28 protein-coding genes and 1 tRNA gene are annotated in these 26,215 nt (G+C 52.1%); 12 read left to right on the top strand and 17 right to left on the bottom strand.

Features of this window, described 5'->3' with window-relative positions:
• Nucleotides 1-20 precede the first annotated feature (20 nt).
• The 3 genes from NEA10_RS18310 to NEA10_RS18305 all read left to right on the top strand — a co-directional run bounded on the left by NEA10_RS18310 (nt 21) and on the right by NEA10_RS18305 (nt 1,728).
• Complete coding sequence (locus tag NEA10_RS18310; RefSeq protein ID WP_252662774.1) at nt 21-1,262, top strand: P-loop NTPase fold protein; 1,242 nt, start codon at nt 21-23, stop codon at nt 1,260-1,262.
• A gap of 55 nt (nt 1,263-1,317) precedes the next feature.
• Nucleotides 1,318-1,440 carry a hypothetical protein gene (locus tag NEA10_RS20920; protein ID WP_258719045.1) on the top strand — a complete coding sequence of 41 codons (123 nt, stop codon included), beginning with the start codon at nt 1,318-1,320 and terminating at the stop codon, nt 1,438-1,440.
• A 78-nt stretch (nt 1,441-1,518) separates the two neighbouring features.
• Entirely contained in the window at nt 1,519-1,728 is a 210-nt protein-coding gene (locus tag NEA10_RS18305; protein WP_252662773.1) for a type II toxin-antitoxin system HicB family antitoxin, read from the top strand.
• A gap of 22 nt (nt 1,729-1,750) precedes the next feature.
• Here the strand turns inward: NEA10_RS18305 and NEA10_RS21195 are convergent, their stop codons facing one another.
• On the bottom strand, nt 1,751-2,122 hold the full coding sequence (locus NEA10_RS21195) for a hypothetical protein (protein ID WP_445164656.1): 372 nt from the start codon (nt 2,120-2,122) through the stop codon (nt 1,751-1,753).
• Nucleotides 2,123-2,242: 120 nt separating this feature from the next.
• Between NEA10_RS21195 and NEA10_RS18295 the strand changes: the two genes are divergently transcribed.
• Entirely contained in the window at nt 2,243-4,000 is a 1,758-nt protein-coding gene (locus tag NEA10_RS18295; RefSeq protein ID WP_252662772.1) for a hypothetical protein, read from the top strand.
• Nucleotides 4,001-4,165: 165 nt separating this feature from the next.
• On the opposite strand, the gene NEA10_RS18290 is transcribed toward NEA10_RS18295, so the two are convergent.
• On the bottom strand, nt 4,166-5,725 hold the full coding sequence (locus NEA10_RS18290; RefSeq protein WP_252662771.1) for an AbgT family transporter: 1,560 nt from the start codon (nt 5,723-5,725) through the stop codon (nt 4,166-4,168).
• A gap of 109 nt (nt 5,726-5,834) precedes the next feature.
• Nucleotides 5,835-5,908 (bottom strand) — tRNA-Arg (locus NEA10_RS18285).
• 42 nt (nt 5,909-5,950) lie between these two features.
• Here NEA10_RS18285 and moaC point away from each other — a divergent pair.
• The 6 genes from moaC (at nt 5,951) to tkt (ending at nt 13,020) form a co-directional block, all read left to right on the top strand.
• Nucleotides 5,951-6,463, top strand: a complete 513-nt coding sequence (gene moaC, locus NEA10_RS18280) for a cyclic pyranopterin monophosphate synthase MoaC (protein ID WP_252662770.1) — start codon at nt 5,951-5,953, stop codon at nt 6,461-6,463.
• A 100-nt stretch (nt 6,464-6,563) separates the two neighbouring features.
• The gene (locus NEA10_RS18275; RefSeq protein ID WP_252662769.1) at nt 6,564-7,511 is read left to right on the top strand and encodes an alpha/beta fold hydrolase; all 948 of its coding nucleotides are present in this window, start codon (nt 6,564-6,566) and stop codon (nt 7,509-7,511) included.
• A 47-nt stretch (nt 7,512-7,558) separates the two neighbouring features.
• A complete protein-coding gene (locus tag NEA10_RS18270) occupies nt 7,559-8,809 on the top strand; it encodes an S-layer homology domain-containing protein (protein WP_252662768.1) in 1,251 nt (416 codons plus the stop codon).
• A 200-nt stretch (nt 8,810-9,009) separates the two neighbouring features.
• The gene (locus tag NEA10_RS18265) at nt 9,010-9,264 is read left to right on the top strand and encodes an acyl carrier protein (RefSeq protein ID WP_252662767.1); all 255 of its coding nucleotides are present in this window, start codon (nt 9,010-9,012) and stop codon (nt 9,262-9,264) included.
• A gap of 343 nt (nt 9,265-9,607) precedes the next feature.
• Complete coding sequence (fabF, locus tag NEA10_RS18260) at nt 9,608-10,867, top strand: beta-ketoacyl-ACP synthase II (RefSeq protein ID WP_252662766.1); 1,260 nt, start codon at nt 9,608-9,610, stop codon at nt 10,865-10,867.
• A gap of 146 nt (nt 10,868-11,013) precedes the next feature.
• Entirely contained in the window at nt 11,014-13,020 is a 2,007-nt protein-coding gene (gene tkt, locus NEA10_RS18255; RefSeq protein ID WP_252662765.1) for a transketolase, read from the top strand.
• Between the two features lie 99 nt (nt 13,021-13,119).
• On the opposite strand, the gene NEA10_RS18250 is transcribed toward tkt, so the two are convergent.
• From NEA10_RS18250 to NEA10_RS18235, 4 genes are all read right to left on the bottom strand, one after another.
• Nucleotides 13,120-14,001: a hypothetical protein gene (locus NEA10_RS18250; RefSeq protein WP_252662764.1), complete on the bottom strand. Its 882-nt coding sequence runs from the start codon at nt 13,999-14,001 to the stop codon at nt 13,120-13,122.
• A gap of 321 nt (nt 14,002-14,322) precedes the next feature.
• Nucleotides 14,323-15,135 (bottom strand): hypothetical protein, encoded by an 813-nt coding sequence (locus NEA10_RS18245; protein ID WP_252662763.1) that lies wholly within the window; start codon nt 15,133-15,135, stop codon nt 14,323-14,325.
• The gene (locus NEA10_RS18240) at nt 15,128-16,264 is read right to left on the bottom strand and encodes an AAA family ATPase (protein WP_252662762.1); all 1,137 of its coding nucleotides are present in this window, start codon (nt 16,262-16,264) and stop codon (nt 15,128-15,130) included. Before NEA10_RS18240 ends, NEA10_RS18245 begins: the two co-directional genes overlap by 8 nt.
• 96 nt (nt 16,265-16,360) lie before the next feature.
• Complete coding sequence (locus NEA10_RS18235) at nt 16,361-17,329, bottom strand: Fic family protein (protein ID WP_252662761.1); 969 nt, start codon at nt 17,327-17,329, stop codon at nt 16,361-16,363.
• Between the two features lie 327 nt (nt 17,330-17,656).
• Between NEA10_RS18235 and NEA10_RS18230 the strand changes: the two genes are divergently transcribed.
• The gene (locus NEA10_RS18230) at nt 17,657-17,887 is read left to right on the top strand and encodes a hypothetical protein (RefSeq protein ID WP_252662760.1); all 231 of its coding nucleotides are present in this window, start codon (nt 17,657-17,659) and stop codon (nt 17,885-17,887) included.
• 297 nt (nt 17,888-18,184) lie between these two features.
• Here the strand turns inward: NEA10_RS18230 and NEA10_RS18225 are convergent, their stop codons facing one another.
• The 6 genes from NEA10_RS18225 to NEA10_RS18200 all read right to left on the bottom strand — a co-directional run bounded on the left by NEA10_RS18225 (nt 18,185) and on the right by NEA10_RS18200 (nt 23,003).
• Nucleotides 18,185-18,769, bottom strand: coding sequence for a DUF4178 domain-containing protein (locus NEA10_RS18225; RefSeq protein ID WP_252662759.1), 585 nt, complete (start codon nt 18,767-18,769; stop codon nt 18,185-18,187).
• Between the two features lie 30 nt (nt 18,770-18,799).
• Nucleotides 18,800-20,419 (bottom strand): polyamine aminopropyltransferase, encoded by a 1,620-nt coding sequence (locus NEA10_RS18220; RefSeq protein ID WP_252662758.1) that lies wholly within the window; start codon nt 20,417-20,419, stop codon nt 18,800-18,802.
• A 53-nt stretch (nt 20,420-20,472) separates the two neighbouring features.
• Nucleotides 20,473-20,709, bottom strand: coding sequence for a hypothetical protein (locus NEA10_RS18215; protein WP_252662757.1), 237 nt, complete (start codon nt 20,707-20,709; stop codon nt 20,473-20,475).
• A gap of 48 nt (nt 20,710-20,757) precedes the next feature.
• Nucleotides 20,758-21,753: a hypothetical protein gene (locus tag NEA10_RS18210; RefSeq protein ID WP_252662756.1), complete on the bottom strand. Its 996-nt coding sequence runs from the start codon at nt 21,751-21,753 to the stop codon at nt 20,758-20,760.
• Nucleotides 21,754-21,834: 81 nt separating this feature from the next.
• Nucleotides 21,835-22,491 carry a phycobilisome degradation protein NblB gene (nblB, locus tag NEA10_RS18205; protein WP_252662755.1) on the bottom strand — a complete coding sequence of 219 codons (657 nt, stop codon included), beginning with the start codon at nt 22,489-22,491 and terminating at the stop codon, nt 21,835-21,837.
• A 38-nt stretch (nt 22,492-22,529) separates the two neighbouring features.
• Nucleotides 22,530-23,003 (bottom strand): CBS domain-containing protein, encoded by a 474-nt coding sequence (locus tag NEA10_RS18200; protein ID WP_252662754.1) that lies wholly within the window; start codon nt 23,001-23,003, stop codon nt 22,530-22,532.
• A gap of 108 nt (nt 23,004-23,111) precedes the next feature.
• On the opposite strand from NEA10_RS18200, the gene NEA10_RS18195 reads away from it, so the two are divergent.
• A complete protein-coding gene (locus NEA10_RS18195; RefSeq protein ID WP_252662753.1) occupies nt 23,112-23,468 on the top strand; it encodes a (2Fe-2S) ferredoxin domain-containing protein in 357 nt (118 codons plus the stop codon).
• Nucleotides 23,469-23,534: 66 nt separating this feature from the next.
• On the opposite strand, the gene NEA10_RS18190 is transcribed toward NEA10_RS18195, so the two are convergent.
• Genes NEA10_RS18190 through NEA10_RS18175 form a run of 4 tightly spaced genes read right to left on the bottom strand, consistent with a single transcriptional unit; the run spans nt 23,535 to nt 26,178 of the window.
• A complete protein-coding gene (locus tag NEA10_RS18190) occupies nt 23,535-24,440 on the bottom strand; it encodes a ChaN family lipoprotein (RefSeq protein ID WP_252662752.1) in 906 nt (301 codons plus the stop codon).
• Between the two features lie 14 nt (nt 24,441-24,454).
• Entirely contained in the window at nt 24,455-24,862 is a 408-nt protein-coding gene (locus NEA10_RS18185; RefSeq protein WP_252662751.1) for a phage holin family protein, read from the bottom strand.
• Nucleotides 24,846-25,412, bottom strand: coding sequence for a hypothetical protein (locus tag NEA10_RS18180; protein ID WP_252662750.1), 567 nt, complete (start codon nt 25,410-25,412; stop codon nt 24,846-24,848). The genes NEA10_RS18185 and NEA10_RS18180 overlap by 17 nt, the downstream gene beginning before the upstream one ends.
• 55 nt (nt 25,413-25,467) lie before the next feature.
• Nucleotides 25,468-26,178 (bottom strand): response regulator, encoded by a 711-nt coding sequence (locus NEA10_RS18175; RefSeq protein WP_252662749.1) that lies wholly within the window; start codon nt 26,176-26,178, stop codon nt 25,468-25,470.
• Between the last annotated feature and the right edge of the window lie 37 nt (nt 26,179-26,215).

Here is a 26,215-nt window from a genome sequence, read left to right as displayed (position 1 = left end):
TCAGAACCACTTGATAAGTTATGTCTATTCTAGGTCCGTATCAATCCACACTGAGGCGCTGGGGACTCCGCAGAAATCCCTTCAAACCAACCCCTCCCGATGAGGTTGCTAAGCTGGCTACGATATTCTACGGCCGAGAATCCGAAATAAAAACAGCTATTCCGGCTCTTTATGAGGGACGCAATATCCTAATTCGCGGACCTTGGGGTATTGGCAAAACTTCTCTTATTTTGCGACTATTAGATTGCTTGCAACAGGAAGTTGCCCAGCTTGACGAAAAGATGCTTGTCCTATACCTGGATCAGGTATTAGGAGAGTCCCCTAATGATTTTTATCGTGCTCTACTGTTGGTTGTGGCTGAACACCTTGCCAAAGAAACTGAAAATGTGAATGCTAAAGCCATTTGGGAGAATTTAAGCGGTCGCATCGGCTTAAGTAGTAAGACCAAAGTAGAAGGCCGCGTTAACTTTGCTTTTGCATCGTTGGCAGGAACTCGTGAATCGAATTCCCCGACCAATATAGACAATCCTTATAATCTTCTAATTTCTATCTTAGATGAGGCTCAGGAGTCTTTTGATCGGATTGTTCTAGCTGTTGATGATTTAGATAAGAAAGATGTCATCGTAATTCAAGAGATTCTTGAAGGGAGTTTGGACTTATTTCGTCGGGGAGACAACCGTGCATTCTTGATGACAGGACGGGGATTTACTGATGTTCAAGAAGCAAGTCTGAAAGCTTTAGGGATATTTTCTGAGAACTTCACCTTACAGCCGATGACTTCCGAAGGTCTCTACCAGGTGGCTATCAACTATCTCAACTTAGAACGCCATGAAACTCGGGAGGATGCCTACCCCTTTACAGATGAGGTTTTAAAACAAATTGTAGTTTATGCCCAAGGAACCCCTCGACAATTAACTTCAATTTGTGAAAAGGTACTCCGGGAGGGAGCTACCCGAGGATGTGAGCAGTTAGACCAAGCTAACTTTATGCCCATTTGGTCAGAACTGCGTCGTCAGGTGAGTTACGAGTTATCCCCCCAACTGCGTCAACTCCTTTATGTGGCTCAGGAAGCGGGTGGGATTCATGAAGATATTGATGATCGCTACCTAGATCAGTTAGGAGTTTATACATTTGTCCAACTCTTGCCGATGCTGAAAACGTTAGAAATGAGTGATGCTGTGATTCGCACTGAGGATCAGACGGGTTATCGTTATCTCCCTTCTCAGCTTTACCTGCCTGAATCAGAAACAGAATCAGGCTAAAGGGCTTTGAGATTAAGAGTTATGCTCAAGGGAATACCCTAAGGGGGCTACCGATGTGGAACTGGGCCTGAGTTATCCTGAGGCGGTGCGATCGCTCACGGCGGAGGATTTACGCGAGGCGGCCCGGAAATACCTCTCTCCTGAGGCGTTTGGGGTGGTGATTGTCCGTCCTGGTTAATCTGGAGGGATGGGCTATCCGGGGGCGATCGGGCTGAGCGGCACTAACATGGGATTAGTCCAGTCGCACCACTAGCTTATGAAGACGTTTACGGCCATTGTTGAGCGAGATTCTGAGACTCACCTCTATGTGGGTTATGTTCCCGGATTTCCGGGAGCGCATTCCCAGGGGGAAACCCTGGATGAGTTGCAGGAAAATCTTCGTGAAGTGATTGAGATGCTCTTAGAAGATGAAGAGGTTCTGTTTCAGACGGAGTTCATTGGCACACAGCAGATTGTGGTACGGTAGGCGATGAGTAATGTTCCCGTCCTCAAGCCGCAAGAGATTGTACGTCTTCTCGAAGATCTCGGTTTTGTAGAAGTTCGTCAAAAGGGTTAACACAAGCAGTTTCGTCATGAAGACGGGCGAGGAACAACTGTTCCGTTTCATAAAGGGCGTGATATTTCTCCCAGACTGCTACGGCAAATTGCCAGCGACATCGAATTAACGGTTGAAGAACTCTTAGAGTGCCGTTGATGATAATCCCCACAGCTGCACCCCCAGAGAAATCCCCCCCTGAAAAGTCAAAATTGCCATCATTTAGGGTCTTTAATGTCATGTCACCTAATTGTCCGGGATTGTCTGAATCATTGCCATCTTTCCCCTCTGCGATCGCCCAACGTCCCCAGATGAGAATCATCATCGATAACCCTCATCTCAGCCACATCCCCCTTAACCCTGTAACCTCAAAAAGATTTCCCCAGCGTCCATTTTCCGCTAGAGTGAATTTAAGTGAATTGAAACGATTTCTGCAAAACTGCCAATGGTCCGTCTATTAAAATGGTTGCGAAAACCGATAAATCTAGTCTTAATCGGGATTGCAACCGCTCTATTTACTATATCTCAAGTGACGGTCTCTCAAGCCGTTGCCCCTCATGATAACTCCTATGAAATTTGGGGGTCGGATCAATCGAACTCAGTCCCCGGCCTAGACCGTTTAGGCGTGGAAGGGGGATTGATTTGGATTTGGGACAGTCACGACCTCGAACAACAAATTGAATCGGGCATTCCGGCTCAACCCCTAGGCTGTGACGGGCAAAATCGCGCAGGCGACGGCCCTTGTGATGTCAAAGCTGTTTTCCCGCCCAATTTAGCGGAATACGACGAAAACAGTCCCACCGGAAACCGCCTCGGTGACTTACCTGGCTTAGGTCGTTTACATGGGATGCTCACCGACCCCCAAAACAAATACCTCAACGTCAACCTCTTCACTCCCGGCGGCGGGTATGTGGGGATTATCGATGGAGACACCAAAGAGGCGATCGCCCTCTTCCGGGCCACAGCCACCAATGGAAGCGGTCCAGAACGTTCCGTCCATATGTCCTTTTGGAACTCCGACGGCAGCGCCCTCTTCGTCGCTAACTTAAACGGTAAATTGTTAGAACGCATTGATATTGTCCGCAACGACCAAGACGAAATTATTGATGCGATTTACAACAAAACCGCCTCATTAGGGGTGGGCAAAGGCATGGAAGTCCTCGAATCGGCGAAAGTCTATCGGGGCAAAAACGCTCATAATCATGATTTAATCGGGCAAGTCGCCGGGGACTATGACCCCAACGCCTTAGCTGATTTAACCCCCAGTGGTGACTGTAAAGAAAACGGCTGTGCTGCTGGAGAGGATGCCAGTCAAGGGGGACGGGGGAATAACTTGATTATTTGCCCGATTATCTCCAGCTTAGACCACGCCTATATTACCCTCGCGGCAGGGGGTCTCTTAGTGGCTGATACTACCACTACTCCCATGAGCCTCATTGGGGAATATGGCTCAAACGTCATCAATGGTGCCGGTTGTGGGGGAGTTGAAGCCGATGGCAACATCTGGTTAAATGCCGGGGTCTCTGCGTCTGATGCGGGAGCCACCCAATCCACCTTTAGCCTCTATACCCTTGAGGATGGGGCATTTAGTCATAGTCCCAATCCTCCCAACAGTCCCGCCCCGGTGTTGGTCTATAAAGACCCCAATAACACCGCCACCAACGGCAATACCAATGGCGAGGCGGAGAATACCACAGGACAATTCCCCGGTATGACAACCCGTCATGACAGTCATGGCATGATTGCCACGGTGTCTGGGACCTATATCCATACCACGGACCGGATTCAGAATGAGATGCAGGTGTTTAACAGCCAAACCTTAGAACGGACTCAGTACGACCTCACCTCAGCCGATGGACAGGGGACTGGTGTCGGTGCTTGTGCGGCGGCTTCAGTGACGGATGATGCGGACTTGCCCAGCAACGACCCGGCTCCTGATTTAATGGAGGTCAGTCCTGATGGTAAGTACCTGTTTGTGGCCTTGCGTGGACCGCTTCCGGTTTCGGTCGGTCACTCTTCCCAAGGGAGTTGTCCGGGAGTTGGGGTGGTTGAACTGACGGACAATGGGGCATCGGGGCGCTTGGTCTCAGTCCTGCGTAGTTCTAATGTGATTGATGGTGCGATCGCCCCTATTGCGGGAGGTCATGACTATCAAGGCGGAGAACACAGTGATACCCACGGTGTCGCCATCCGTCGCAAATAACCCCTCCAAGGCGAGTTGATTCCTCGTTTGTTTCCTCGTGACTTGGCTCTGCCAAGTCATGCCTTTGGGGAGGCTCTGCCTCCCGAGTACAGTCGGCAGAGCCGCCCAGAGTCCATGTCACGGCTATCAGCCATGACACGAAGAAATCCCCCCTCCCAAGCGAGGTCACACTAGCCGAATCCCTGCCCCCGGACCCAGGGGCAACCCCAGCACAAACCAAAGGGCAAAAAACAGAGACCAGCTCATCAGGAACGCCAGCGAATAGGGCAGCATCGTCGCAATCAACGTGCCAATCTTGAGGTTTTTCTCAAACCGCTGCCCAAAGGCCACAATCAAGGGAAAATAGACCATGAGCGGCGTAATGATATTACTCGCAGAGTCACCAATACGAAACACCAGTTGCGTCACCTCGGGAGTATAGCCCAACAGCATCAGCATCGGGACAAAAATGGGAGCCATAATCGCCCACTGGGCCGACGCTGAACCAATGAAGAGGTTAATCAAGGCACTCAGCAGCACAAACCCCAACAACAAAGCAATGCCAGTCAAGCCGCTCCCTTCTAGGACATTGGCCCCATTCACCGCCAAGATAACCCCCAGGTTACTCCAGCTAAAGTAGGCAATAAACTGGGCCGCCACAAACGACAGCACAATGTAGTAGCCCATGGCACTCATCGCCGTCGACATCCCCTTGACCACATCCTTATCATTACGCACCGTTCCCGCCGCCATACCATAGGCGATTCCCGGTATCAGGAAACCCAGGGTAATCAAAATGACAATGCCGTTGAGGAAGGGAGACGGGACAAGGCTGCCCGTTTCCGGGTCCCGTAGAATAGCATTGGGGGGAAGTACCAAAAGGGCCAGCCCAGCCAGCACCGCCAACAAAGCATAGAAGGCCCAGCGAAGGCCCTTACGTTCCGCAGCCGTGAGCGTCTGTTCATCCTCGGGAGTGCGATCGCCCTCATAAGAACCCAGACGAGGCTCCACCACCTTATCAGTCATCCACCACCCCACCAGAGTAATCACAAACGTGGACGCGGCCATAAAGTAGTAGTTGCCCGTGGGATTGACCACATAATCGGCATCGAGAAAAGCGGCGGCCTCCTGACTAATCCCAGCCAGCAAGGGGTCTAGGGTGCCAATGAGCAAGTTCGCACTAAAGCCTCCCGACACCCCAGCAAACGCCGCCGCCAGCCCCGAAATCGGATGACGACCCACCGCCGCAAACAACATCGCCGCTAGGGGAGTTAACACCACATACCCCGCATCCGAGGCTAGGTTCGACATCACCCCCAAAAACACAATACCCGGGCTAACCAGAGCCAGGGGTGTCACCGATACCCCCCAGCGCAACGCCGCAGACAGCAGCCCGGTATATTCAGATAGACCCACCCCCAGCATGGCCACTAACACCGGTCCCAAGGGAGGAAACTGAACAAAATTCTGCACCGCCTCAGTGACCATTCGCCGCAATCCCTCAGCAGACAGCAAGGACACCGCTGTAAGCGTTTCCTCCGTTGCTGGATGCAGAACCGAAAGCCCCGCCGCCGCCGCCAAGGCGCTCAAGAGAATCACCCCAATCGCTAGAATCAGGAATAGAGTCACCGGGTCAGGGAGGGCATTGCCAACTCGTTCAATCCAACCCAGAACCCGGTCTAACCCCCGTAATCTCCCCGTAGACGGGCGGGGGGATTCAGATGGAGGGGAATTGTTGTCTTCCATGAATGGCTCACCCGAAACAAGTTGTGAGATGAAGCTTGGGGAAGTCTCTAGCCCCAAAACGCAAAACGAGTAGTTCCCCAATTGGAAACCACTCGTTTATACTTTGGAACGGGCTAGGAGGGATTCGAACCCCCGACACCGTGGTCCGTAGCCACGTGCTCTAGTCCACTGAGCTACAAGCCCTTGCGTTGTTCGCTAGGAGACCATCATAACTCAAAAAAATCGATGACGCAACCCCCCCAGCCCAAAAAAAAATTAACGCACCTGGACGAGAGCGGGGAGGCCCGTATGGTGGATGTTTCCGAGAAAGCCGTCAGCGTCCGGGAAGCCACCGCCGAGGGCTATGTGCGGATGAGGCGAGAGACCTTTGAGGCGATCGCCGCCGGAAATGCCCCCAAAGGGGATGTCTTGGGGACGGCGAAACTGGCAGGCATCATGGCCGCCAAACAGACGGCCCAACTCATCCCCCTCTGCCACCCCCTGCCCCTGAAAAAAATTGAGGTGAACCTTGACGCCGCCCCAGATTTGCCCGGCTATCGCCTGGAAGCCACGGTGAAGACCAAATCAGAAACAGGAGTCGAAATGGAAGCCTTAACCGCCGTCTCCGTTGCCGCTCTGACCCTCTATGACATGGCGAAGGCCCTGGAAAAAACCTTGCAAATTGAGGGCATTCGCCTAATCCGGAAAAGCGGGGGTCAATCGGGGGATATCCAAATCGGCGATCGCCCCCATCTCTGACCTTCGAGAGACACCCCTCGCCCCCAGCATTCGCTACAACAGAACTAGGACTGGCCCAAACTTCAGCCAACCCAATCCCCCAGATACAGGAGACAGCATCATGAGAATCCCCCCCGGTTTCCGCCAAGAGGCCATCCAAACCTCCCTGGGACGCATGGCCTACTACAGTCTCGACCCAGACAGTCCCCTCGACCCTCCCGCCAACGCCGAAACCCTAGTCTTTATCCATGGACTGGGTGGGGGGTCATCAGCCTATGAATGGTCGAAAGTCTATCCCGCCTTCGCCTCTCGCTATCGGATTCTCGCCCCCGACCTCATCGGCTGGGGTCGTTCCGAACATCCTCAACGGGACTATAACCCCGACGACTACATCACCATGATTGGCGACTTCCTATCCGCCACCTGTGAAGGACCCGTGACGGTCGTGGCCTCCTCCCTAACTGCCGCCTTCACCATCCGGACGGCGATCGCCCATCCCGACCGCTTCAAATCCCTCATCCTCACCAATCCCACGGGCCTCTCCGACTTTGGCAACAGCTACAACAACACCTTCTTCGCCCAAATCGTCAAAACCCCCATCATCGATCGCCTCTTTTACGGTCTCGGAGTGGCCACCCCAGGAGGAATCCGCTCCTTCCTAGAACAACGTCAATTTGCCGATCCCAAACGCATCTACGAGGAAATCATCGAAGCCTATCTCGAATCGGCTCAACAGGAAAACGCCGACTATGCGGCCCTAGCCTTCGTGCGCGGTGATTGTTGCTTTGATTTAGCCCGCTACCTCCCAGAACTGAGGGTTCCTACAGCCATGCTTTGGGGCAAAAAATCCCAATTTGTCAACTTTGAAGTCGGTCGCCGTTTAGCGGATCTCAACCCCCAAGCCGTACAAGCCTTTGAAGTCTTAGAAGACGTGGGCTTAACCCCCCATCTTGAGCTTCCCGCCGTCACCATTAGCCTGATCGAGACATTCCTGAGCAAACTCTCCCCAAACCCACCCCGTGAGCCGCAAAGCGCCTTTTCCGCCTCATCCGGCAGTGAATCCACTTAGATATGCTGATATCATCAGGACAACTGCCGCTCACTTGAGGTGCTGTTATGGCCAACCCCACTCCCCCTGACCCCCCCCGCCGTCTGGAAACCGACGAATGGATTGCTATTTTTGTGACCCTTTTGACCCTAGGGGGCTTGGGGGTCTGGATATTGGGGGCAGCCGGTTTGCGACGCATCGCTCCTCGCCAAATTGCAGGCTTTGACATTCCCGGTTTAGCTGAGGAGGACGATCGCCCCCGAACTCGCCGGGATGAGACGGAGGCCGGCCCTCTCTTTGGCTTCGGGGAAGCCCCCCGAACTCGGGCCCGCCGGGAGACCCCTGAAGACCGTCCGGCCCGAGTGCGCCGTCGCGATCGCACGGCGGAAGAGAATGACTCGAGACGAGACCGCCATCGAGCTGCCCAGGAGGAGCAACGCCTGGGCCGGCGACCTGGGGTGAGGGACAGTTCCACCGCTGGGGTCGTCCCTGGAGCGGGAACCCTTCTAGGACAACAGGCGCGAACCCGACTCAGCAATGGGGAAGCAACCCCAGTGCCCCCCGAGACGGAGGACTCGCCGACCAATGAAGACCCCATGACACCTGCCGTAACGGAAGACCCCGACCCCACCCTAGATGGGGACACCGAGGTGGAGAGTCCGGAGCAGACGGCTGGGGTGGCAGTTCCCGATGATGAAGACACCGCCGCCGAGGTTCGTCCCGATGTGAATGAGAATGTGGGTGAACCGGCCCAATTCGCCGATGTGGGAGATGACCATTGGGCCCGCTCCTATATTGATGCCATGTCTGCCCGAGGCTTGATTCAAGGAGTGGAGGGCGATCGCTTTGCCCCGGATGAGCCCGTAACTCGTGCCCAATATGCTCAACTGGTGCAGCAGGTGTTTGCTAGCGATGAGGACGTTCGGGAGAGTTTAGCCTTTGTGGATGTCGATGAGGAGAATTGGGCCGCCTCTGCCATTGACAGTTCAGTACGTTGGGGCTTTTTGAGTGGTTATCCTGGGCTACAATTTCGCCCGGAACAGTCCATCTCTCGGTTAGAGGTCCTGCTCTCATTGCGGGCTGGCTTAAATCTCTCAGAACCCGAAGACCCTGAACCGATTTTAGAGGCCTTTGGCGATCGCGATCAGATCCCCAATTGGGCCAGACCCCCAGTCTCGGCAGCCGTACAGGCGGAACTCGAACGCAATCGCCCTGATGCTCAAGGCCTTGATTTAGATCGAGAAGCCACCCGTGCCGAGGTGACGGCGATGTTCTATCAAGCCTTGGTTCGGGCTGGCTATGCCGAACCTATTCCCTAGATGCCCTGGGAGAGGGCCGACCTGAATCCAGTCACAACGGCCCCGGGGGCGATCGCCCTTTCCGATAAGATGATAAACAGTTCCCTCAGGCAACGAACCCATAGAATCCCTTGTTTGTTGTCCCCGACAGACGGTAAAATCGCTTGTCTGCGGATCAGCCGCATGACCTTGCTGCGCCAGTTAATATAGGAAGCCTAACGATGAGTCAAACTAACGTTTCAGAAAAAGTTCAAGAAATTGTCGTGGAACACTTAGGTGTCGAAGCTAGCCAAGTCAAAGAAGGAGCTAGTTTCATCGAAGACCTCGGTGCCGACTCCCTTGACACCGTGGAATTAGTCATGGCCTTTGAAGAAGAATTTGATATCGAAATTCCCGACGAAGATGCCGAGAAAATTCTCACGGTCAAAGATGCCGTTAACTATATCCAAGAGAAATCGGCGGCGGCTCAAGCCTAGCCATGACGTAGGACTGTTAACCCACCCATTTGGTTAGGCGGTCCTGCTTCATCTTGATGGAGATCGCGCCATCACCCGCCAAGCGACTTGCGGCAGATACTCGTTACTTCGCCAGTGTCGTTGACCGTTGGGACGAGCGCGATCGCCCCTGAACTCGCCCTCAACTCTAGCAATAAGCTAACCAAATAGGACATTAACAACCGGGAAACACAAGCCAAGGTAAGGCATCCCAAGTTTAAATTGTCCAAGATGAACCGTCTATTGCTATCCACCTCAGACCTTATTCAACCCTCTATTTTGGTATTTCGTCGGGTTCGACCTTCCCTCGATACTGACTGACATCATGACCCAATCCTCAACCCAGCGCAAACGTGTTGTTGTCACAGGACTCGGTGCTATCACACCCATCGGGAAAACTGTAGACGACTATTGGCAGGGACTGCTCTCCGCCAAAATCGGCATCGGGCCAATCACCCTCTTTGACCCAACAGACTACGCCTGTCGCATTGCCGGAGAAGTGCAAGACTTCGACCCCCATGACTACATCGATCGCAAAGATGCCAAGCGTATGGCCCGGTTTGCTCAATTTGCCGTCGCGGCCAGCAAACAAGCCCTCACCCATGCCGGTTTAGACATCAACGACCTCAACGCGGAACAAATCGGTGTCATGCTCGGAACGGGGGTCGGCGGACTCAAGGTTATGGAAGACCAAAACGAAGTCCTGCTCAAACGGGGTCCCTCCCGCGTCAGCCCCTTTACGGTCCCGATGATGATTGCCAACATGGCCGCCGGACTCGTGGCCATCCATACCGGCGCCAAAGGACCCAACTCCAGCCCCGTCACCGCTTGCGCCGCCGGCTCCAACGCCATCGGGGATGCCTTCCGTCTCATTCAACAGGGTTACGCCCAAGCCATGATTTGCGGCGGAGCCGAAGCCGCCATCACCCAACTGTCTGTGGCTGGGTTTGCCTCTGCCAAAGCCCTCTCCACCCGGAATGACGACCCCCTACGGGCCAGCCGTCCCTTCGATGCTGAGCGGGATGGCTTTGTTATGGGTGAAGGCTCAGGGGTTCTCATTTTAGAAGAGTTGGACACCGCCCTCAGTCGCGGTGCCACCATCTATGCCGAAATGGTGGGCTATGGCATGACCTGCGATGCTTATCATATGACCTCTCCGGTTCCCGGGGGCGAAGGGGCCGCCCGCGCCATTCAACTGGCCCTCAAAGATGGCAACCTCCAACCCCAACAGGTGGATTACATCAACGCCCACGGAACCAGTACCGCCGCCAACGATCGCACCGAAACCGCCGCCATGAAAGCGGCTCTCGGGGAAGACAACGCTCGCAAAGCGGCCATTAGTTCCACCAAAGGCATGACCGGACATCTCCTCGGCGGTGCCGGTGGTATCGAAGGGGTAGCCGCCGTCTTGGCCGTGGCCAACGATCGCATTCCCCCCACCGTCAACCTCGACCATCCCGATCCCGATTGTGATTTAGACTATGTTCCCAACCAGGCCCGGGAACGAGAGGTTAACGTCGCCCTCTCCAATTCCTTCGGCTTTGGCGGTCATAACGTCTGTCTCGCCTTTCAGAAATATAGTTAAGGCTCGATTGAGTCTGCCTCTTGCCCCTCGATCCCCATAGTGGGATGATGGGGACAATTTCGTGAGGGCGTTTGGTTCGTCTCATCGTTCGCGAGTTCCTTCACCTCACACCTGTTCGTCCAGTCAATCGTTTAATAGTAGAAACTATGGCAGTCGCCACCCAATCACTTCAAGAACTTTGCATCAACTCCATTCGCTTCCTCGCGATTGATGCCGTGGAAAAAGCCAAGTCTGGACACCCCGGACTTCCCATGGGCGCTGCGCCGATGGCGTTTGTGCTTTGGGATCGCTTTATGCGCTTTAACCCCAAAAATCCTCAGTGGTTCAACCGCGATCGCTTTGTCCTCTCCGCCGGACATGGCTGTATGTTGCAATACGCCCTGTTATACCTCACCGGCTATGACAGTGTGGGCCTAGACGACATCAAACAGTTCCGTCAATGGGGCGCGCGCACTCCCGGACACCCAGAAAACTTTGAAACTCCCGGTGTAGAAGTGACCACCGGTCCCTTAGGACAGGGGATTGCCAATGCCGTAGGTTTAGCCATGGCGGAAGCTCATTTAGCCGCTCGTTTCAACAAACCCGATGCGGCGATTGTCGATCACTACACCTACGCCATTCTCGGTGACGGCTGCAACATGGAAGGGGTTTCCGGCGAAGCCTGTTCCCTCGCTGGCCACCTCGGCCTCGGCAAACTCATCGCCCTCTACGACGATAACCACATCTCCATTGATGGCTCCACGGATATTTCCTTCACAGAAGATGTCGCCAAACGGTTTGAAGCTTACGGCTGGCACGTCATCCATGTAGAAAACGGCAACACCGACCTCGATAGTATTGAGAAAGCGATCGCCGAAGCCAAAAGCGTCACCGACAAACCCTCCTTTATCAAAGTCACCACCACCATCGGCTACGGTTCCCCCAACAAAGCCAACACCGCCGGCGTTCACGGGGCCGCTCTCGGTGGAGAAGAAATCGAAGCCACCCGCAAAAACCTCGGTTGGAACCATGACCCCTTCGAGGTTCCCGAAGATGCCTTAGCGCATTTCCGCAAAGCCGTCGATCGCGGTGCTGAAGCCGAGCAAGCCTGGAATGCTAGCCTAGACACCTATCGCAGCAAATACCCAGAAGAAGCCGCCACCTTCGAGCGGATGCTCAAGGGTGAACTGCCCCAAGGTTGGGATGCAGACTTACCCAGCTTCACCCCCGAGGACAAAGGAATTGCCACCCGTAAGCATTCCGAAGCCACCCTCAACGCCTTGGCCCCCAACCTCCCGGAACTGGTGGGCGGTTCTGCGGACTTAACCCACTCCAACTTGACGGAACTCAAATGTTCCGGCAGCTTCCAAAAAGGAACTTATGAAAACCGCAACCTGCGCTTTGGGGTGCGTGAACATGGTATGGGTTCTATTTGTAACGGGATTGCCCTGCACAACTCCGGCTTAATCCCCTACTGTGCCACCTTCTTGGTGTTTGCAGACTATATGCGGGCAGCCATTCGTCTGTCGGCCCTGTCTGAAGCGGGGGTTATCTATGTCATGACCCACGATTCTATCGCCCTGGGTGAAGATGGCCCCACCCACCAACCGGTAGAAACCATTGCTTCTCTGCGTGCGATTCCCAACTTAGTGGTGATTCGTCCCGCTGATGGGAATGAAACCTCGGGGGCCTACAAAGTGGCGGTGCAAAACCGCAAGCGTCCGACCCTGATTGCCTTCACCCGTCAGAATGTCCCCAACTTAGCCGCCAGTACCGCTGATAAGGTAGCCAAAGGAGCTTACATTGCCGCTGACTGTGAGGGAACTCCGGAAATGCTGCTGATTGGGACGGGAAGTGAAGTCTCTCTCTGTCTTGAAGCAGCGGAAAAACTCACCGCTGAAGGTAAGAAGGTGCGGGTGATTTCCATGCCGTCTTGGGAACTGTTTGAGGAGCAGGATGACGCCTATCGTGAGTCTGTGTTACCGAAAGCGGTCACGAAGCGTTTGGTGGTGGAAGCGGCGACTCGCTTCGGCTGGGAACGCTATATCGGTGCTGAAGGTGACATGGTGAGTGTTGACACCTTTGGTGCTTCGGCCCCCGGTGGCACGGTGATGGAGAAATTTGGCTTCACCGTTGATAACGTGTTGGCCAAAGCCAAAGCTGTTCTCCGTTAAGAGTTTCACGGAGAGATAAATCTAGGGGCAATCTCTAGGTTTATCTCTTCTTCTAACCCGGTTTCAAATGAGTCAGCCCCTATGGTCTGAAGTATACCACTATGGAGACCCTGATAACCCTGTTTGCATCTGCGCGATCACCGTTCCGAGTTGGCGTAGGCGATCGCTCACTTCTAGGTTTAATTCCTGAGGTTGCAACGCCGCTGGAAGTTCTGAGAGTAACGCCGGATTGCCTCGATACCATTCATTCATCGCCACCCCATCCCAGGCCCCTTTGAGGTCTCGGAATTTGTCCAGTAATCCCTGGAGTTCTTGCAAGGCATAGGATTCTAAACTGGCTGCATTAAAAACGGCAAACTGCAAGTATTCTTCAAAAATCTTAATATCTGTTTCAACTTCAAAAATCACCTCGTCTTCGGGATTTTTAAACTCGTCAAAGGCTTCAATCAGGCTCGTGATTTCTCGGACTCCTAAGACTTCCTGGCGTAAGGCACTGTCGAGGAGGAGTTGAAACCCATAATTGGCATAGCGTTTTAACACTCGAAGTGCTGGTTCGTCACCACTATAATAATTATCTAAAATCTCAATATCAACCCCGAGATTTTTAATAATACTGCGGCGGGTGTCACTCTTGACGGGACTGCGAATTAAGGCTTCGGCAACGGGACGCGCAAACCGTAAATATAAGACTCGCAGGCTATGCTGTAGTTTTTCTAGGTAATAGTCCGAGTTGTCAATCAGGCGAGATTCCACTTGCGAACTTCCCCAAAGCTGTTCGGTCATGTAAGCTATTAAGATGGAACATTGCTCTTGTAATTCAATCGCTAATTGGTCGGCGATCGCATCCAAATGCTGTTTAACATCGTTATACAAATCCTCTCGCCAAACAATGTTGGCCTTAGCACGGTCAAACACTGGGTTAGAATTGGCCGCAAAAATACGGTCTCGTTTCTCAAGAGTGGTCTGCCGCAAATGCTGCATTTCGCTCTCTGAGACTTGTAGATAGCGTTCTCTGAGTTTTTTTAAGCTTTCGGCGGCGTTGAAATGTAGCGTTGAGTCGTTCGCTGGGGAGGTGGCGCGGTAAAAGTCTTGTAAATCGGCTTTGATTTGCTCCCATTTTTTAGACCACCATTGGGTGAACTCAATCCGTCGCGCTTCTTCTTCTCGTTGTTTGGCTTCTTCGGGATTTTCGGGGTAGCGTTGATGGACGAGATGATAAATGTCTTTGGCGGTGTTAAAGGTTGTCTGGAGGGAGGCTTCGCAGCGTTACGTTTGAGGGCTAGGGGTTGGATGGGGGGTTCGTCAGTCGTCAGCTTCTGGACTCTGTTCGAGAAGAACCGGAATCAGTCGTTGCTCAATTTCGTCAAGATAGTCGGTTAGCCCAGTATACTTACCCCTTTGTCGTAGAAGTTCTAGAGAGGTTTCTTGCCAACACTGTTGTTCTCGCAACTCATTGCGAGCCGTCAGTTCTTCAAGGACGACTTTAGGATTGCGCATCCGTTCAGGTTCTTCACGAGAATTAGAACGTAATCGATGTGATTCCTCACAGGGATCGAACGGTAACTGCTTCTTGATCGCCTCTAAGAGCTGAACCTCCTCTGGGTTGGAAGCAACAAATCCATTCAAAACCCAAGCTTCTCGCATTCGATTCGCCACACCAATGATAATTTCTAATTGAGGCGACTGATCAATCTGTTCTGCACGGGCCTGCTGCATTCCCTCTCGTCGCTCAGGTTGATTGTCTAAATCTCGAATGAAGAGAACAGCTCTCAGATAGCGGCTATCTTCATCCTGTCGGCTCTTTTTAAGTTGGATAACTCGGATGAGATTCAAAATTTTAAGGGTTGCTGCACCATCGGCTTTCAGAGGTCTTTTTTTGCTGTGTCCTAAAAATTTAGGTATTGGTAAACCTGACGCTTTAGCACGCTGCATGATATCCTTAATATCGCTCCAGCATGAATAGTCAGTTTCCGGGTCTAAACCGCTCCATCGAAACAAGTACGGTAAAAGTTCAGGCTCTAACCAATCGACCTTGTCTACTAAGACTCGCTCAGCCAATTTACTAGCGGTTTCAGCATCAGCACGACTTTCAACAATGATGATAAACTCAATCATTGACCCCAACGGTATCGATCCAATCTTCTCCTTCCGCATCCCAAAACTCACCCGTAGTCAAGGTGTGTTGAGCTAACTCTATATCAGGATGCTCGTCTAATCGTTTAGAACGAGTAAATCCTGATGGCTGATGACTTAAAACATGAACTTGGGCTGGAGTTAGCTCATCGACAATGTACGGGGAGTGCGTTGATACTATAATTTGTAAATTTTTATTAGCCTGGATAATCTCTTTGAAAACCGTCATCAACTCCCGTTGCGCTTTAGGATGCAGTCCTTGTTCGACATCATCGAGTAACACTAAGTTGGGTAGAGTCGGATTCATTAAAACGGTGAGAAGACCTAGAGTTAGTATCGTTCCTTCACTGATAGCGTGGGCTGGAATACGCTCACCTGTATTCATATCCAAGACAACTTCTTGTCCTGTCATTTCCTGGCTTTCTTCATAAGAAATTGATTTTCCATTGACTTCAATTAAGCGTTGACGATTTACGAGGACTTTAGCCCGTCTGACTCCGACTTTCTCAACACCAGGGACAATCCGCTGTAACATCTCTTGTAAAGATTGGAAATTATCTGGAGCTTCACTCCGTAGATAGTCTAAGGTCGGTGCTAATCCTGAACCGTCAAATTCAACTCGTGGTGTGATGGCTTCACTATAAGCCGGTTTGGAGAGAGTGGTCGCAACTAATTTGAGATGAACGGCAAACCTTAACGCCTGAGGAATTGGAAATGGGGTGGTACTTAAGGAACTATCCCAACCTTGGGCTTGTCCTGTTTCGTCAGCAAGAGTCCATGATACTGTTGGAAGCCATTTGTTCTCTTGTTGTTGCTCAAAGTGATAGGAGGCTTGCCAATCTTGTCGGTTTTTCTGATATCCCCAGAAGCCCTTGGCGCTGACAGACAGATGAGTTTGTCCGCTCGTTGTCAGAACCTCTGGCGCTCGTTGATGTCCAAATATCTTTTTAAAGGGTGAATCTGCAAGCCGACTCAGATAATGTAGGGCTTGCAAAACTGATGTTTTCCCAGAACTGTTTTGTCCCACCAGTGCATGAAGGCGTGAACAATCTAGGTTTAGCACGGTCGATGGATGACTTTTAAAGTTATAAAGTTCTATGTTGTCAAGCATAAACGTTGTACGGCCTCTCAGGACGATGATGCCGATTAGCTAACTTTCTAGAATTTGCCTGGCAATGAGTCAGTCCTTATCGTCTGAAGTATACCACTATGGAGACCCTGATAACCCTGTTTGCATCTGCGCGATCGCCGTTCCGAGTTGGCGTAGGCGATCGCTCACGTCAATCTGACAGCCGTGATAATGGGATTTACTCCCATCGGGGGGGAGACTCCGAATAAAGGCTTGCTTTTGGCTTTTGGAAAACAAGTTAACTAACCCAGATAAATCATCATGATCCGCTTGTTCGGATGCTTGAATATAAGCCGTGCGATCGTCACGAGTTAAGACCAGCGGAAACCATCCTGCTTGAATAAACACGAGACTCGCTAGACATCTTGCAACTCGACCATTACCATCCTGGAACGGATGAATTTGAGTGAAGCGGTGATGAAGCCAAGCCGCCTCGATTTCGGGAGGAACTTGATTGTCTTGATGCTGGTGATGGAGTGCTACTAATCGATCCATCTCTGAGGAAACTTGTTCCGGGGGACAGTAGTTATAGACAGAACCATCACGTCTGATGGGATTATTAGGTCGTTTTTTCCAGTCCCCACGAATTAGAGGAATTGTGATAATCTCTTGGGTTGAGGGGATAATAGCTTCTGTACTCTGTTGATTTTGGGTTAAGACTTGGTGAAGTTGTTTGATGTAAAATGTTGATAGATGGCGCTGTTTACCTACAAAGTCAAATAATCCTTCGACAGCCGCTTCCTGGTCTTGAATTAAGGCGACAACGTGTTTAACGGGTCTATCTGTGGCTCCATGAGGAATGAGCGACTCGTTAATACCTTGCTCAATCAGTAAACGAGTAATTCCTCTATCTAAGCTATACAAACGCTCGATGATTCCTGTTTCAATGGCAATCTCTCGGCGTAGTTTTTCCATGAATTTCTTGAACTCACCAGATTGTTGCAACCGCTCAGCTTGTTCATTCCAAACTCTAGCTAAGGGTGGCAATTCTGTATTAGCCAAATCTTGCCAACTCTCGGGCAAATCTTGAATTGGGTTCCAGGGCATATCCACTGTTTTAAGTTTAGTAGGGGTGACAAATTTTTCGCCCCTACTTTAGCACATTCAACGCTGACGGGTCTTCAGCAAAACCATGGTTTCTCGTAACTTGGCTCTAGCGTTATGCCTTTGGGGAGGCTATATCTCCCCATTGCAGGCGGCAGAGCCACCACAGTCCGTGTCACGGCTGGAGCCATGACACGAGGAAAGTGGGGCAACCAGGATTAGGGTGTGTCAGGTGCAAGTGCAATGGCTATGAAATCGCACAAAAACATTACAGCCTTGGGTAAAATAAACAAGACAATGTGATTTGGCGGTGTTAACTGCTACTGAAAAATGACAGAACTACTTCAACAGGCGATCGCCCAAATCCAAAAACTCCCACCGGACCAACAAGATGCGATCGCGGCTCGATTTTTAGCGGAGTTACAGGATGAGCAAAAATGGGAAACCCGTTTTGCGACCACAACCGATGATCAATGGGACCAAATGGCGGCAATGGTGCGGCAGGAGATCTCAGCAGGACAAACTGTTCCACTTGATGAGGTCTTCCCAACACAACAATGAAATCAAGCGTCACAAAGTCATTTCCTATGATACAAAATTGTAGGGGCGAAAAATCCCCTCCTGGGAGGGGCAGGGGTGGGTTATCCCTCCTGGGAGGGGCAGGGGTGGGTTATCCCTCCTGGGAGGGGCAGGGGTGGGTTATGCCCCTACAGCAACGGATATAATCTGTCATAAATTCTCCTGATCACCCTAAACCTAGAAGACCCGAGCTTACGTCCTTTGGCAACAAAATCCTTATCATCCGAGCCTTCAGTTCAAGCGAGTTAGTCTGCGGAATGTAAGACTCCATCAGGGTTTCTACTCATATACCGGCTGGCCATCTCCGGGTAACAACAGAAGTTCTGAGGGATGAATAATTGTTCCAATGGTGACTTCAATATCGCCATCCCAATCCTCAATGGTCAACACCTGACGTCCGGGCCCTCGATAATCGAAATACTGACATCGTTTGCTGCTGCGATTTAAGGTCATCCCCTGACGAGACATCGTGGCTTCCCCAGATTCGACACAGCGGTAATGATTCCCCTCAAACTGTAACTGCTTGGGGGGAGTCCCCGTAATCTCTAAATCATCCGTGGGGGTTAACCAAGTCACTTGCACTTGGTCGTCTTCTTCCACTCCGAGCCAACGAATACGATCGCCATCCTGCAAGAGATACTCCTGCCACTGATAGCCGTTATCATTATAAACCAGCGTTCCCTGCACCACCCAGTCTTCTCCCATATAGTCCACGATATCGCCAATTTGCAGCGTAAAAACACTGCGTTCTAATGGCACATTTTTTTGGGAATCACTGACGGGTGCTAGTTGTCTTTGACGCATTACAAAAACCGTAGAAACCGCTAAGACAACAATAACAACACCCCAAATAAAGATTAACATGAGTTAGCCCTCAACGAATCACAATTTCTCCTAAGATTCAAATCCATCCCAGCGATTATGGGTTTGATAGTCCACAATAACTGGGTGCGAGAGACGATTTATCGCCACATGGGGAACCTGAATATCTGCCGGTAAATCAAATAAATGTGCTAACAAAGGCGGCGTTAAAAAACGAGTTTCCACCGGCAATGTCCAGGTTTCTGGATGAATCTCTTGACGACCGGCTAAGACAAAGCCCCAGGGACCAAAACTGGGAACGTGAACCGTATAAGGATGCACCGCAAGTCCCACCGACTCCAAGGTTGCTGCAATACAAGCCATCACCCGAGGGGCAAAAAAGGAACTGGAGGCTTGAGTGACTAATACCCCATCGGCGGCGAGACGGGGTAAGAGACGGCGATAAAAGCCTTCTGCATAGAGTTTGGCGAGAATGGGTCGATCTGGGTCGGGGAAATCGGCGATAATAACGTCAAACTCTTCATCTAAGGCTGGGGCCGCCAAAAAGGCATCGGCAATACGAACTTCAAGGCGAGGATTCTCTAAGGCCCCCTGATTCACTCGTTTGAGAAAGGGATGACGACGGGAGAGATTCACCACCTCGGGGTCGAGATCAATCAGTAACAAACGCTCAACTTGCGGCCATTTCAACACTTCTCGGGCCGCCATGCCATCCCCAGCCCCTAGGAGTAACACCCGTTTCGGGTTTGGGGTGGCACTCATGGCGGGATGGACTAAGGCTTCGTGGTAGCGATATTCGTCAATTGTGGACAGTTGTAAGTCGCCGTCGAGGAAGAGGCGGACATCCTGTCGCCAACGAGTCAGAACAATCTTTTGATAGGGCGATCGCACTCGGGCGATGATGGGGGCATCATAGAGATTATTCTCTAGGGCGTTACTCAAGGGAATGGTCAAGGGAGCAAAGGCTATCAGAATGAGGCTAATCCCTAATCCCCACAGCCGCCACGATCGCAGACTGGGGAAGTTTTGGGCTAAAATCACCACCATTACGGCGGGCAAGGCCCCAATGATCGCCGCTGAGGGAAACAATCCCAACCAAGGAAGTAGAATCACCGGAAAGGCCAGAGACCCCACTAAGGCCCCCGCATAATCCAGGGCCAACACTCCCGCGATCGCATCTTTAACCCCATCATCCTGTTCAAAAATACGAGTCAGTAGGGGAATTTCAATTCCCGCTAAGGTCCCCAACATTAAGGTGACGAGACTTAAGCCAATCCATAACGGACCATCCACCACAAAAATGGCAAATAAGCCCAGGGGTAAAAAGGCACTCAAGGGGGCGATCGCCAATTCCACTTGCATGAAACGCCGCAGTAGCTGTTCTTGCTGTTGGCTGCGATCGCCCTCCGTCACCAAAAAGCGACTCAAATAAGACCCAATTCCCATCGCCGCGAGAAACCCCCCCACGGCCACCCCATAGGCCAGGGCCTGATTTCCCACCAAATAACTGGCTAAGGTTCCCAACAGCAGTTCCACCGCCAAACCACAAGCCGAACAAACCGCCGTCGCAGCTAACAACAGATTGCGTTGCGATCGCCCTAACCGAACCCAGGGGCGATCGTCTCCAGTCTCTCCTGGGCTATTGGTTTCTTCGGGGATAACATCAGCAGAAGTCGGGGGATTCGATGCCATATCAATTTTGATACTATGAGTGAATACATCTCCAATTTTCCGTCACCTTCTCTCTATTTCCCAACTCCAGTTCCACCCCCAAAAAAGCCGCCCCCATAACTGGCCCGACTGCCCGAGTAATTCCAGGTTCCTCCCTGATAAGACCCATTGAGATAGGTTCCTTGGCGGGGCCAATAGCGTTCCTGTTGTTCCTCTTGACGCAAGGTAATCGATGCCCGGGATGAATAGGCCGCCCCAATCGTCACGATTGCCAGAATAAGGGCTACGATCGCCAAGATTTTGGTTAGCATGGTTTGTTCTCCCCCAGTAGACCGTCGTTATCATGACTCGACATACAGCTAATCTCGGGCAATCTCCACCACCCAAACCTCCGTCAACGTCTTCACCTGTTCCCGGACTGTTAACTGGGTTTCATCCACCGGTTCATCGGGAGTCACTTCTATATAGAAACCGTAAGACCCCCGTTTTTCCAAGATAAAATACTGCCTAAATGTCCCCGTCGTTTTTTTGATGTCTCCATCTTCATCTTTATGAAAGACGAGCTTAACCGGTGTGACCTGATGATAAAGATTTTCCCCATAACCATCGCTGAGCCAGAGATTAACATTTAAATCCCGAGGAGAGGTTTCATCGGCGACAATCCTTAACGTACAGCAAATCAAATTGTCCTCCCCACCCATAATCCCACGACCCCCAATATCGCTATCAAAAACGATTTTACGAATCACGCCTTGACCTAACATGGAGGTTGAGAGGACACAAAACAAGGCTAAGCCCCCAGTTCCAATCATCCCAGGGGTTAGAAAACGAGTATCGACTACCCCATCGAGGACACGGATACGAAAGCTAACTGACTCTCCCTCAACCGGCTGTCCTGAGGTATCTGTATAATCGAGAATGTTAATGGCAAGGGTGATGGTTTCCGGCTTATCGCCAGCCCGCACATCTAACGCCGCCCCGACGTCTTTTTCCCGCCAAGTGCCCGATTCTCCCCCTTCTCGCCAAGTTCCTGATTCCGCCCAGGCCTGTTTGAGGGCCGAGACAATTAAATTCCCCTCTTTATCTAAAACTCGAAGTTCATAGGTAGCCCAGCGATTGGTGTTGAAGGAAGCATCAACATCAATCCGCATCGCCCCAATCAACTGAGGTTTCAGTTGCCAGGTTTTAAATTCGATGACTTCTCCAGGACTCACCTGAAGGCGATCATCGAAAAGTGGTCGTCGAAATATCGGACTGATCATCCCGGCCAGGAGGACGAGGGCGATCGCAAAGACGGCTACATAAGTTGACCATTCGATAAAGCGATGGGTCGTCGTTTTAGTGACGGAAGACATAGTCAGAAGACAGCCGGCCTGGCTGACCCCATAGCGGTGAGTCAACTATAACAAACCGATACTTCTGAACGCTTGCCCCGGTCAGAGATAGCGTTGAGCGCATTCAGCCACTTGGGGATGTTCATCATTGGCTAGAGTTTGCAACGCCTTCTGCACTGACTCGCCGCCAATTTGTCCGAGGGCCTGGGCCACTCGTTGCCGAGTTTGCGGTTCTGGGTGATCCATGAACTCTTCAATCCAGGGAACCGCCTGAGGATCGCCGAGTTCCCCTAAGGCCCCAATCGCCGTCGTTTGGACTAATTCCGTGTCACTCTGGAGCGCCTCATGGAGCAACTCGACGGCTTCCGGGGCCTCCATTTCCGCCAAGGCCGCCACGATGCTCAGGCGAACAATCCAATCCTCATTGTTGCGATAGAGTTGTGCTAAATCGGGATAAGCCTCTCGGAACTTTAAGGCTCCTAACGCATCCGCCGCCGCCGCCTTCACATCTAACTCGGGGTCATCATAGAGGCGGGTTCGTAACAGGGAGAAGCTTAAGTCCCGGTCCTGATGTCCTAAACTGGAGAGCTTACAAACCGCTGTATAGCGAACCCGTGGATTCGTATCGGTGACCACAGGGACAAGATACTCAAAAGCCAGACTCGGGTCAATATAATCGAGCTTATTTACGCCACTGAGGCGATCGCCATAATCATCCGAGTCGAGCATCGCTTTGACGGCGTCGGGTGTAATATCCATAGATTCATCAGGAACGTCAGAACAGGGAAAAATGGGAGTTAGGCCTCAGCCTCGGAACTGGCCATGGCACGGATGATATCACCTCGGGAGAGAATCCCCACCAGGCGATCGCCCTCCCCGAGAACCGGCAGACGATGGACTTTCTTCTCGTGCATTAACCGGGCCGCCTCTCGTAACGGGGTTTGGGGGGTGGTAGTGAACATCTGGCCGTTGCTCATCACCTCCTGCACCGTTTGTCCGAGAACCTTGTGTAGTTGTTTCTCGTAATGCTTCGGGTTCTCCAGATAAATCACACTATCGAGAATGGTGATATAGGCCGGAGGGGTGGCCCCAGTTTCGCGCCACATTAAATCGGTTTCCGAGAGCATTCCCACCAGCTTACCCTGGTCATTCACCACCGGTAAGCCGCTGATGCGACGTTCCGCAATGATTTGAATGGCCTCTTGAATGGGAGTCTCGGGGGTGACGACAATTGGATCGTGACTCATCACATCCGCAACACTTTTAACCATAGTGGAGTTTCGGGAATTGACGTATTCGCACTTAGCTACTGGCCATCATACCCCTCGACGATCCCCTCAACGGTGAAGAATCGCGATCGCCCCTCAGAACTCGTTACCATGAGGAACGAAGACGCTATGGCGATCGCTCCAACCATGACTGATTCTCCAACCCCCTCTCGTTCTCAAGATATTCCCTGCATCTATGTCTGTCAGCATCGTTCCTGTGAACTCCGGGGGTCTCCAAAAACCTTAGAAGCCTTTCAGGCGGCAAAACCCAAGGGAGTGGTCGTCCAGGGATGTGGCTGTTTGGGACAATGTAGCAGCGGTCCCTCGGTACGGGTGACCCAGGATGATACCTGGTATTGGCAAGTTCAGCCGGAAGATGTGCCCCGGATTATAGAGCAGCATCTTAAACAGGGTGAACCCGTCCAGGAAAAACTCAATACCCGGGTTCATCTCCAGTTCTATTTTTAAAACGAAGGCGCTACGACGGGGAATTACCCCAGCTCCCTCGGCGGGACTCTCTCTGACGAAAACCCGTTAATCTGGGGGAGTTTCTGGGTCTGATGCCAAGTCTGAGTCTTCATGATGCCAGATGATATCCGCTAAGGGACGCTCTGGAGTGGAGGATAGGGTCGGATCGGGGTCAAAGACTAAGGAGAGTTGTTCAATCTCTTCCAGACGACGTTCCACCCGACTGGGAATCCCATCTCCATAGAGAATATGACCCTGTCCGGCGATGACAACCATGGCCCGTTCCGGGTGGGTTTGTAAAAACTCAGCCACATGGTAGCTCATGGTCTCATCCCAGAGAACCTGGGCCTTAAAGAAGGTTTCAAAGCCTTCACTGGAGCCATGGCCCTGATGATAACTCTCGAATAGGTCTTGTAATCGTTGGCGATAGGCTTGATTTTCTAAGTCGAACTCTTCGACTGGGGGAAGATAGGACAAGTTTTGCGGGGAGAGATTGTCAAATCCTCCTCGGGCCACCTCCCGGATGGCTTCGATGGGTGCGTTGAGAGCTAACACCGGTAGATTATGGGCCTTGGCAAAGCGGAGAATGGGAGCGTAGGACTCCCAGGGAAAGCCCCAACGGGTCTCAAACTCGCTCAGTTCCAAAAATTCCGCCTCGCTAATCTCCCCCGCTAGATATTGGTCAATATAGACTTGTCGGGGCCGTTCAAACATCTCCAAGCCAATGGCCAGTTCGGGGTTTTGCTCATACCACTGTTGCAGAATCTGGAGTTGCGCCGCCTGATCGTCAGGGCGATTGTGGACTTCTCCGAGATAGAGAACCCGTACCCCCTCTAGGCGGCTCAAAAACTCATCTTGACTGAGAACCTGCTCTTGAGTCGGTTCCCGCAGCACTTGGGCCCAGCTGGGACTTCCCCAACAGAGCCATAGTCCTAATAAACAGGCGGATAATCCAAGGGTGGGCGATCGCATGGTGAATAAGAGTCTTAATGAGAATCTTGATCTTGTAGCAAAGTGGCGGTGGTACTGGCAACTCGGCGACGGGTTTCGCTCATGTAACCCCCCCGTAGGGTGAGGACGGCGATGAGGAGGGCCAGAAGGCCTAAGAGAGTATCCCCGACGGCGACGCTGGCCAAGGACGCAAACCAGGTCAGTCCCAGGCGATGAACCCACCAGACGGCGATGGCTTGCAAGAGTCCGGTTCCCATGGCGAGCAAGCCAATCCCAATCGAGGCCGCAACCAGTCCTAACAGCAGTCGCCGTTGTTCCCGAGCCGCTTCTCGCTGAGCAATCTCTAGGTGCAGTTCTAGGAGAATTTTGAATAGGCCCAAACTACGGCGGACATAGGTTTCCACCTCCGCCGTGAGGCTCTGGGATTCAGGTGCGATCGCCACCACTTCCTCCCACAAAGAGTCCTAATAAAAAGCCAATCCCCAACGCTGTTAAAATCGAGGCGCCTAAGTTGCGTTTGGCCTGAGACTTCACCTCCGGTAACACATCCGCCTTGACCCGTTCTACCAGTTTTTCTGTGCGTCGTTCCAAGAGGTCTAAGACATCATCAATACTGGGACTGGGGGGATTGTCGTCCGTTTCCGTCTTCTCGGACGGCTCCAGCTTCGAGTCCGTTGAGCGGGTTAACTCCTTCCCTGGACCGGTCTCGGTTCGCTCTTGGCGTTCCCAATTCAGACTGAGGGAATAGAGTTCCGCTAGTTGAGCGTGGATGAGGATTTTGGTATGTTCTGTCGCTTCGGTAATCAGGTCTACCGTTAAGTCTAAATCCCCGTCCGTGGCTTCTATGTCCTCAGGAGCGATTGAGGTCCATTCTTGAGCCATCAGGGGAACCAGGGACTCGAAACGGTCCTGAAACTGGTCGGGGGACAGTCGTTTGGGGGCGATCGCTGTCCCATTTTGGCTTAAGGTTCGGTCGGTGTTGGCGATGGCCATGGCAATTCTCGATATTGTGGGTCATAACGTTACTTTCAAATGTATCGCAACGGTTCTAGTCCGTGGCTGGCTCATCGACGAACTTATAGCCAACACCGACCACGGTTTTCACAAACTGAGGTTGGGTGGGGTCTGACTCGACTTTTTTCCGTAAGCGGGCCACATGGGTATCAACCACCCGTTCATCGCCAAAGAAATCACTCCCCCAGAGGCGATCGATAAGCTGACTGCGACTCCAGACGCGCCCGGGGTAACTCATTAGGGTGGAGAGGAGGTTAAACTCCAAGGCCGTTAAATCGAGGGGTTGGGGGTCATCCCCGAGGTAGCGGCTGGCGGTGTGGCGATCGAGGTTGAGGGTGAAGTGGGCGCTGCGGTGCATATTCTCCTGACCTCCCTGACGCAGACTCCGCCGCAGGAGGGCCCGCACCCGCGCTACTAACTCCCGAGGACTAAAGGGTTTGACTAAATAATCGTCGGCCCCAGTGGATAAGCCGATGACGCGATCGATTTCTTCTCCTTTAGCAGTCAACATGAGAATATAGGGGTCTTTTTCTCCCGGTTGTTGACGAATGCGGGCACAGACTTCTAAGCCATCGAGACCGGGGAGCATTAAATCTAAAATCATTAAATCGGGCTGATGTTCGCGAAAGGCGTTAATGGCGGCTAAGCCATCGGCGGCGTGATGACAGTTGAATCCTTCGGGTTCCAGGGTTTGTTGCAGGAGTTGGGCAATTTCTAGGTCATCTTCGACAATTAGGATATTCATGGGGAGGGAATAGGGAATAGGGAACAGGGAACAGGGA

Origin of the sequence: Phormidium yuhuli AB48 (assembly GCF_023983615.1) — a bacterium.
Lineage (GTDB): Bacteria > Cyanobacteriota > Cyanobacteriia > Cyanobacteriales > Geitlerinemataceae > Sodalinema > Sodalinema yuhuli.
Note: the sequence above shows the minus strand (reverse complement) of the source record. Positions and strands in the feature narration are given on the sequence as shown.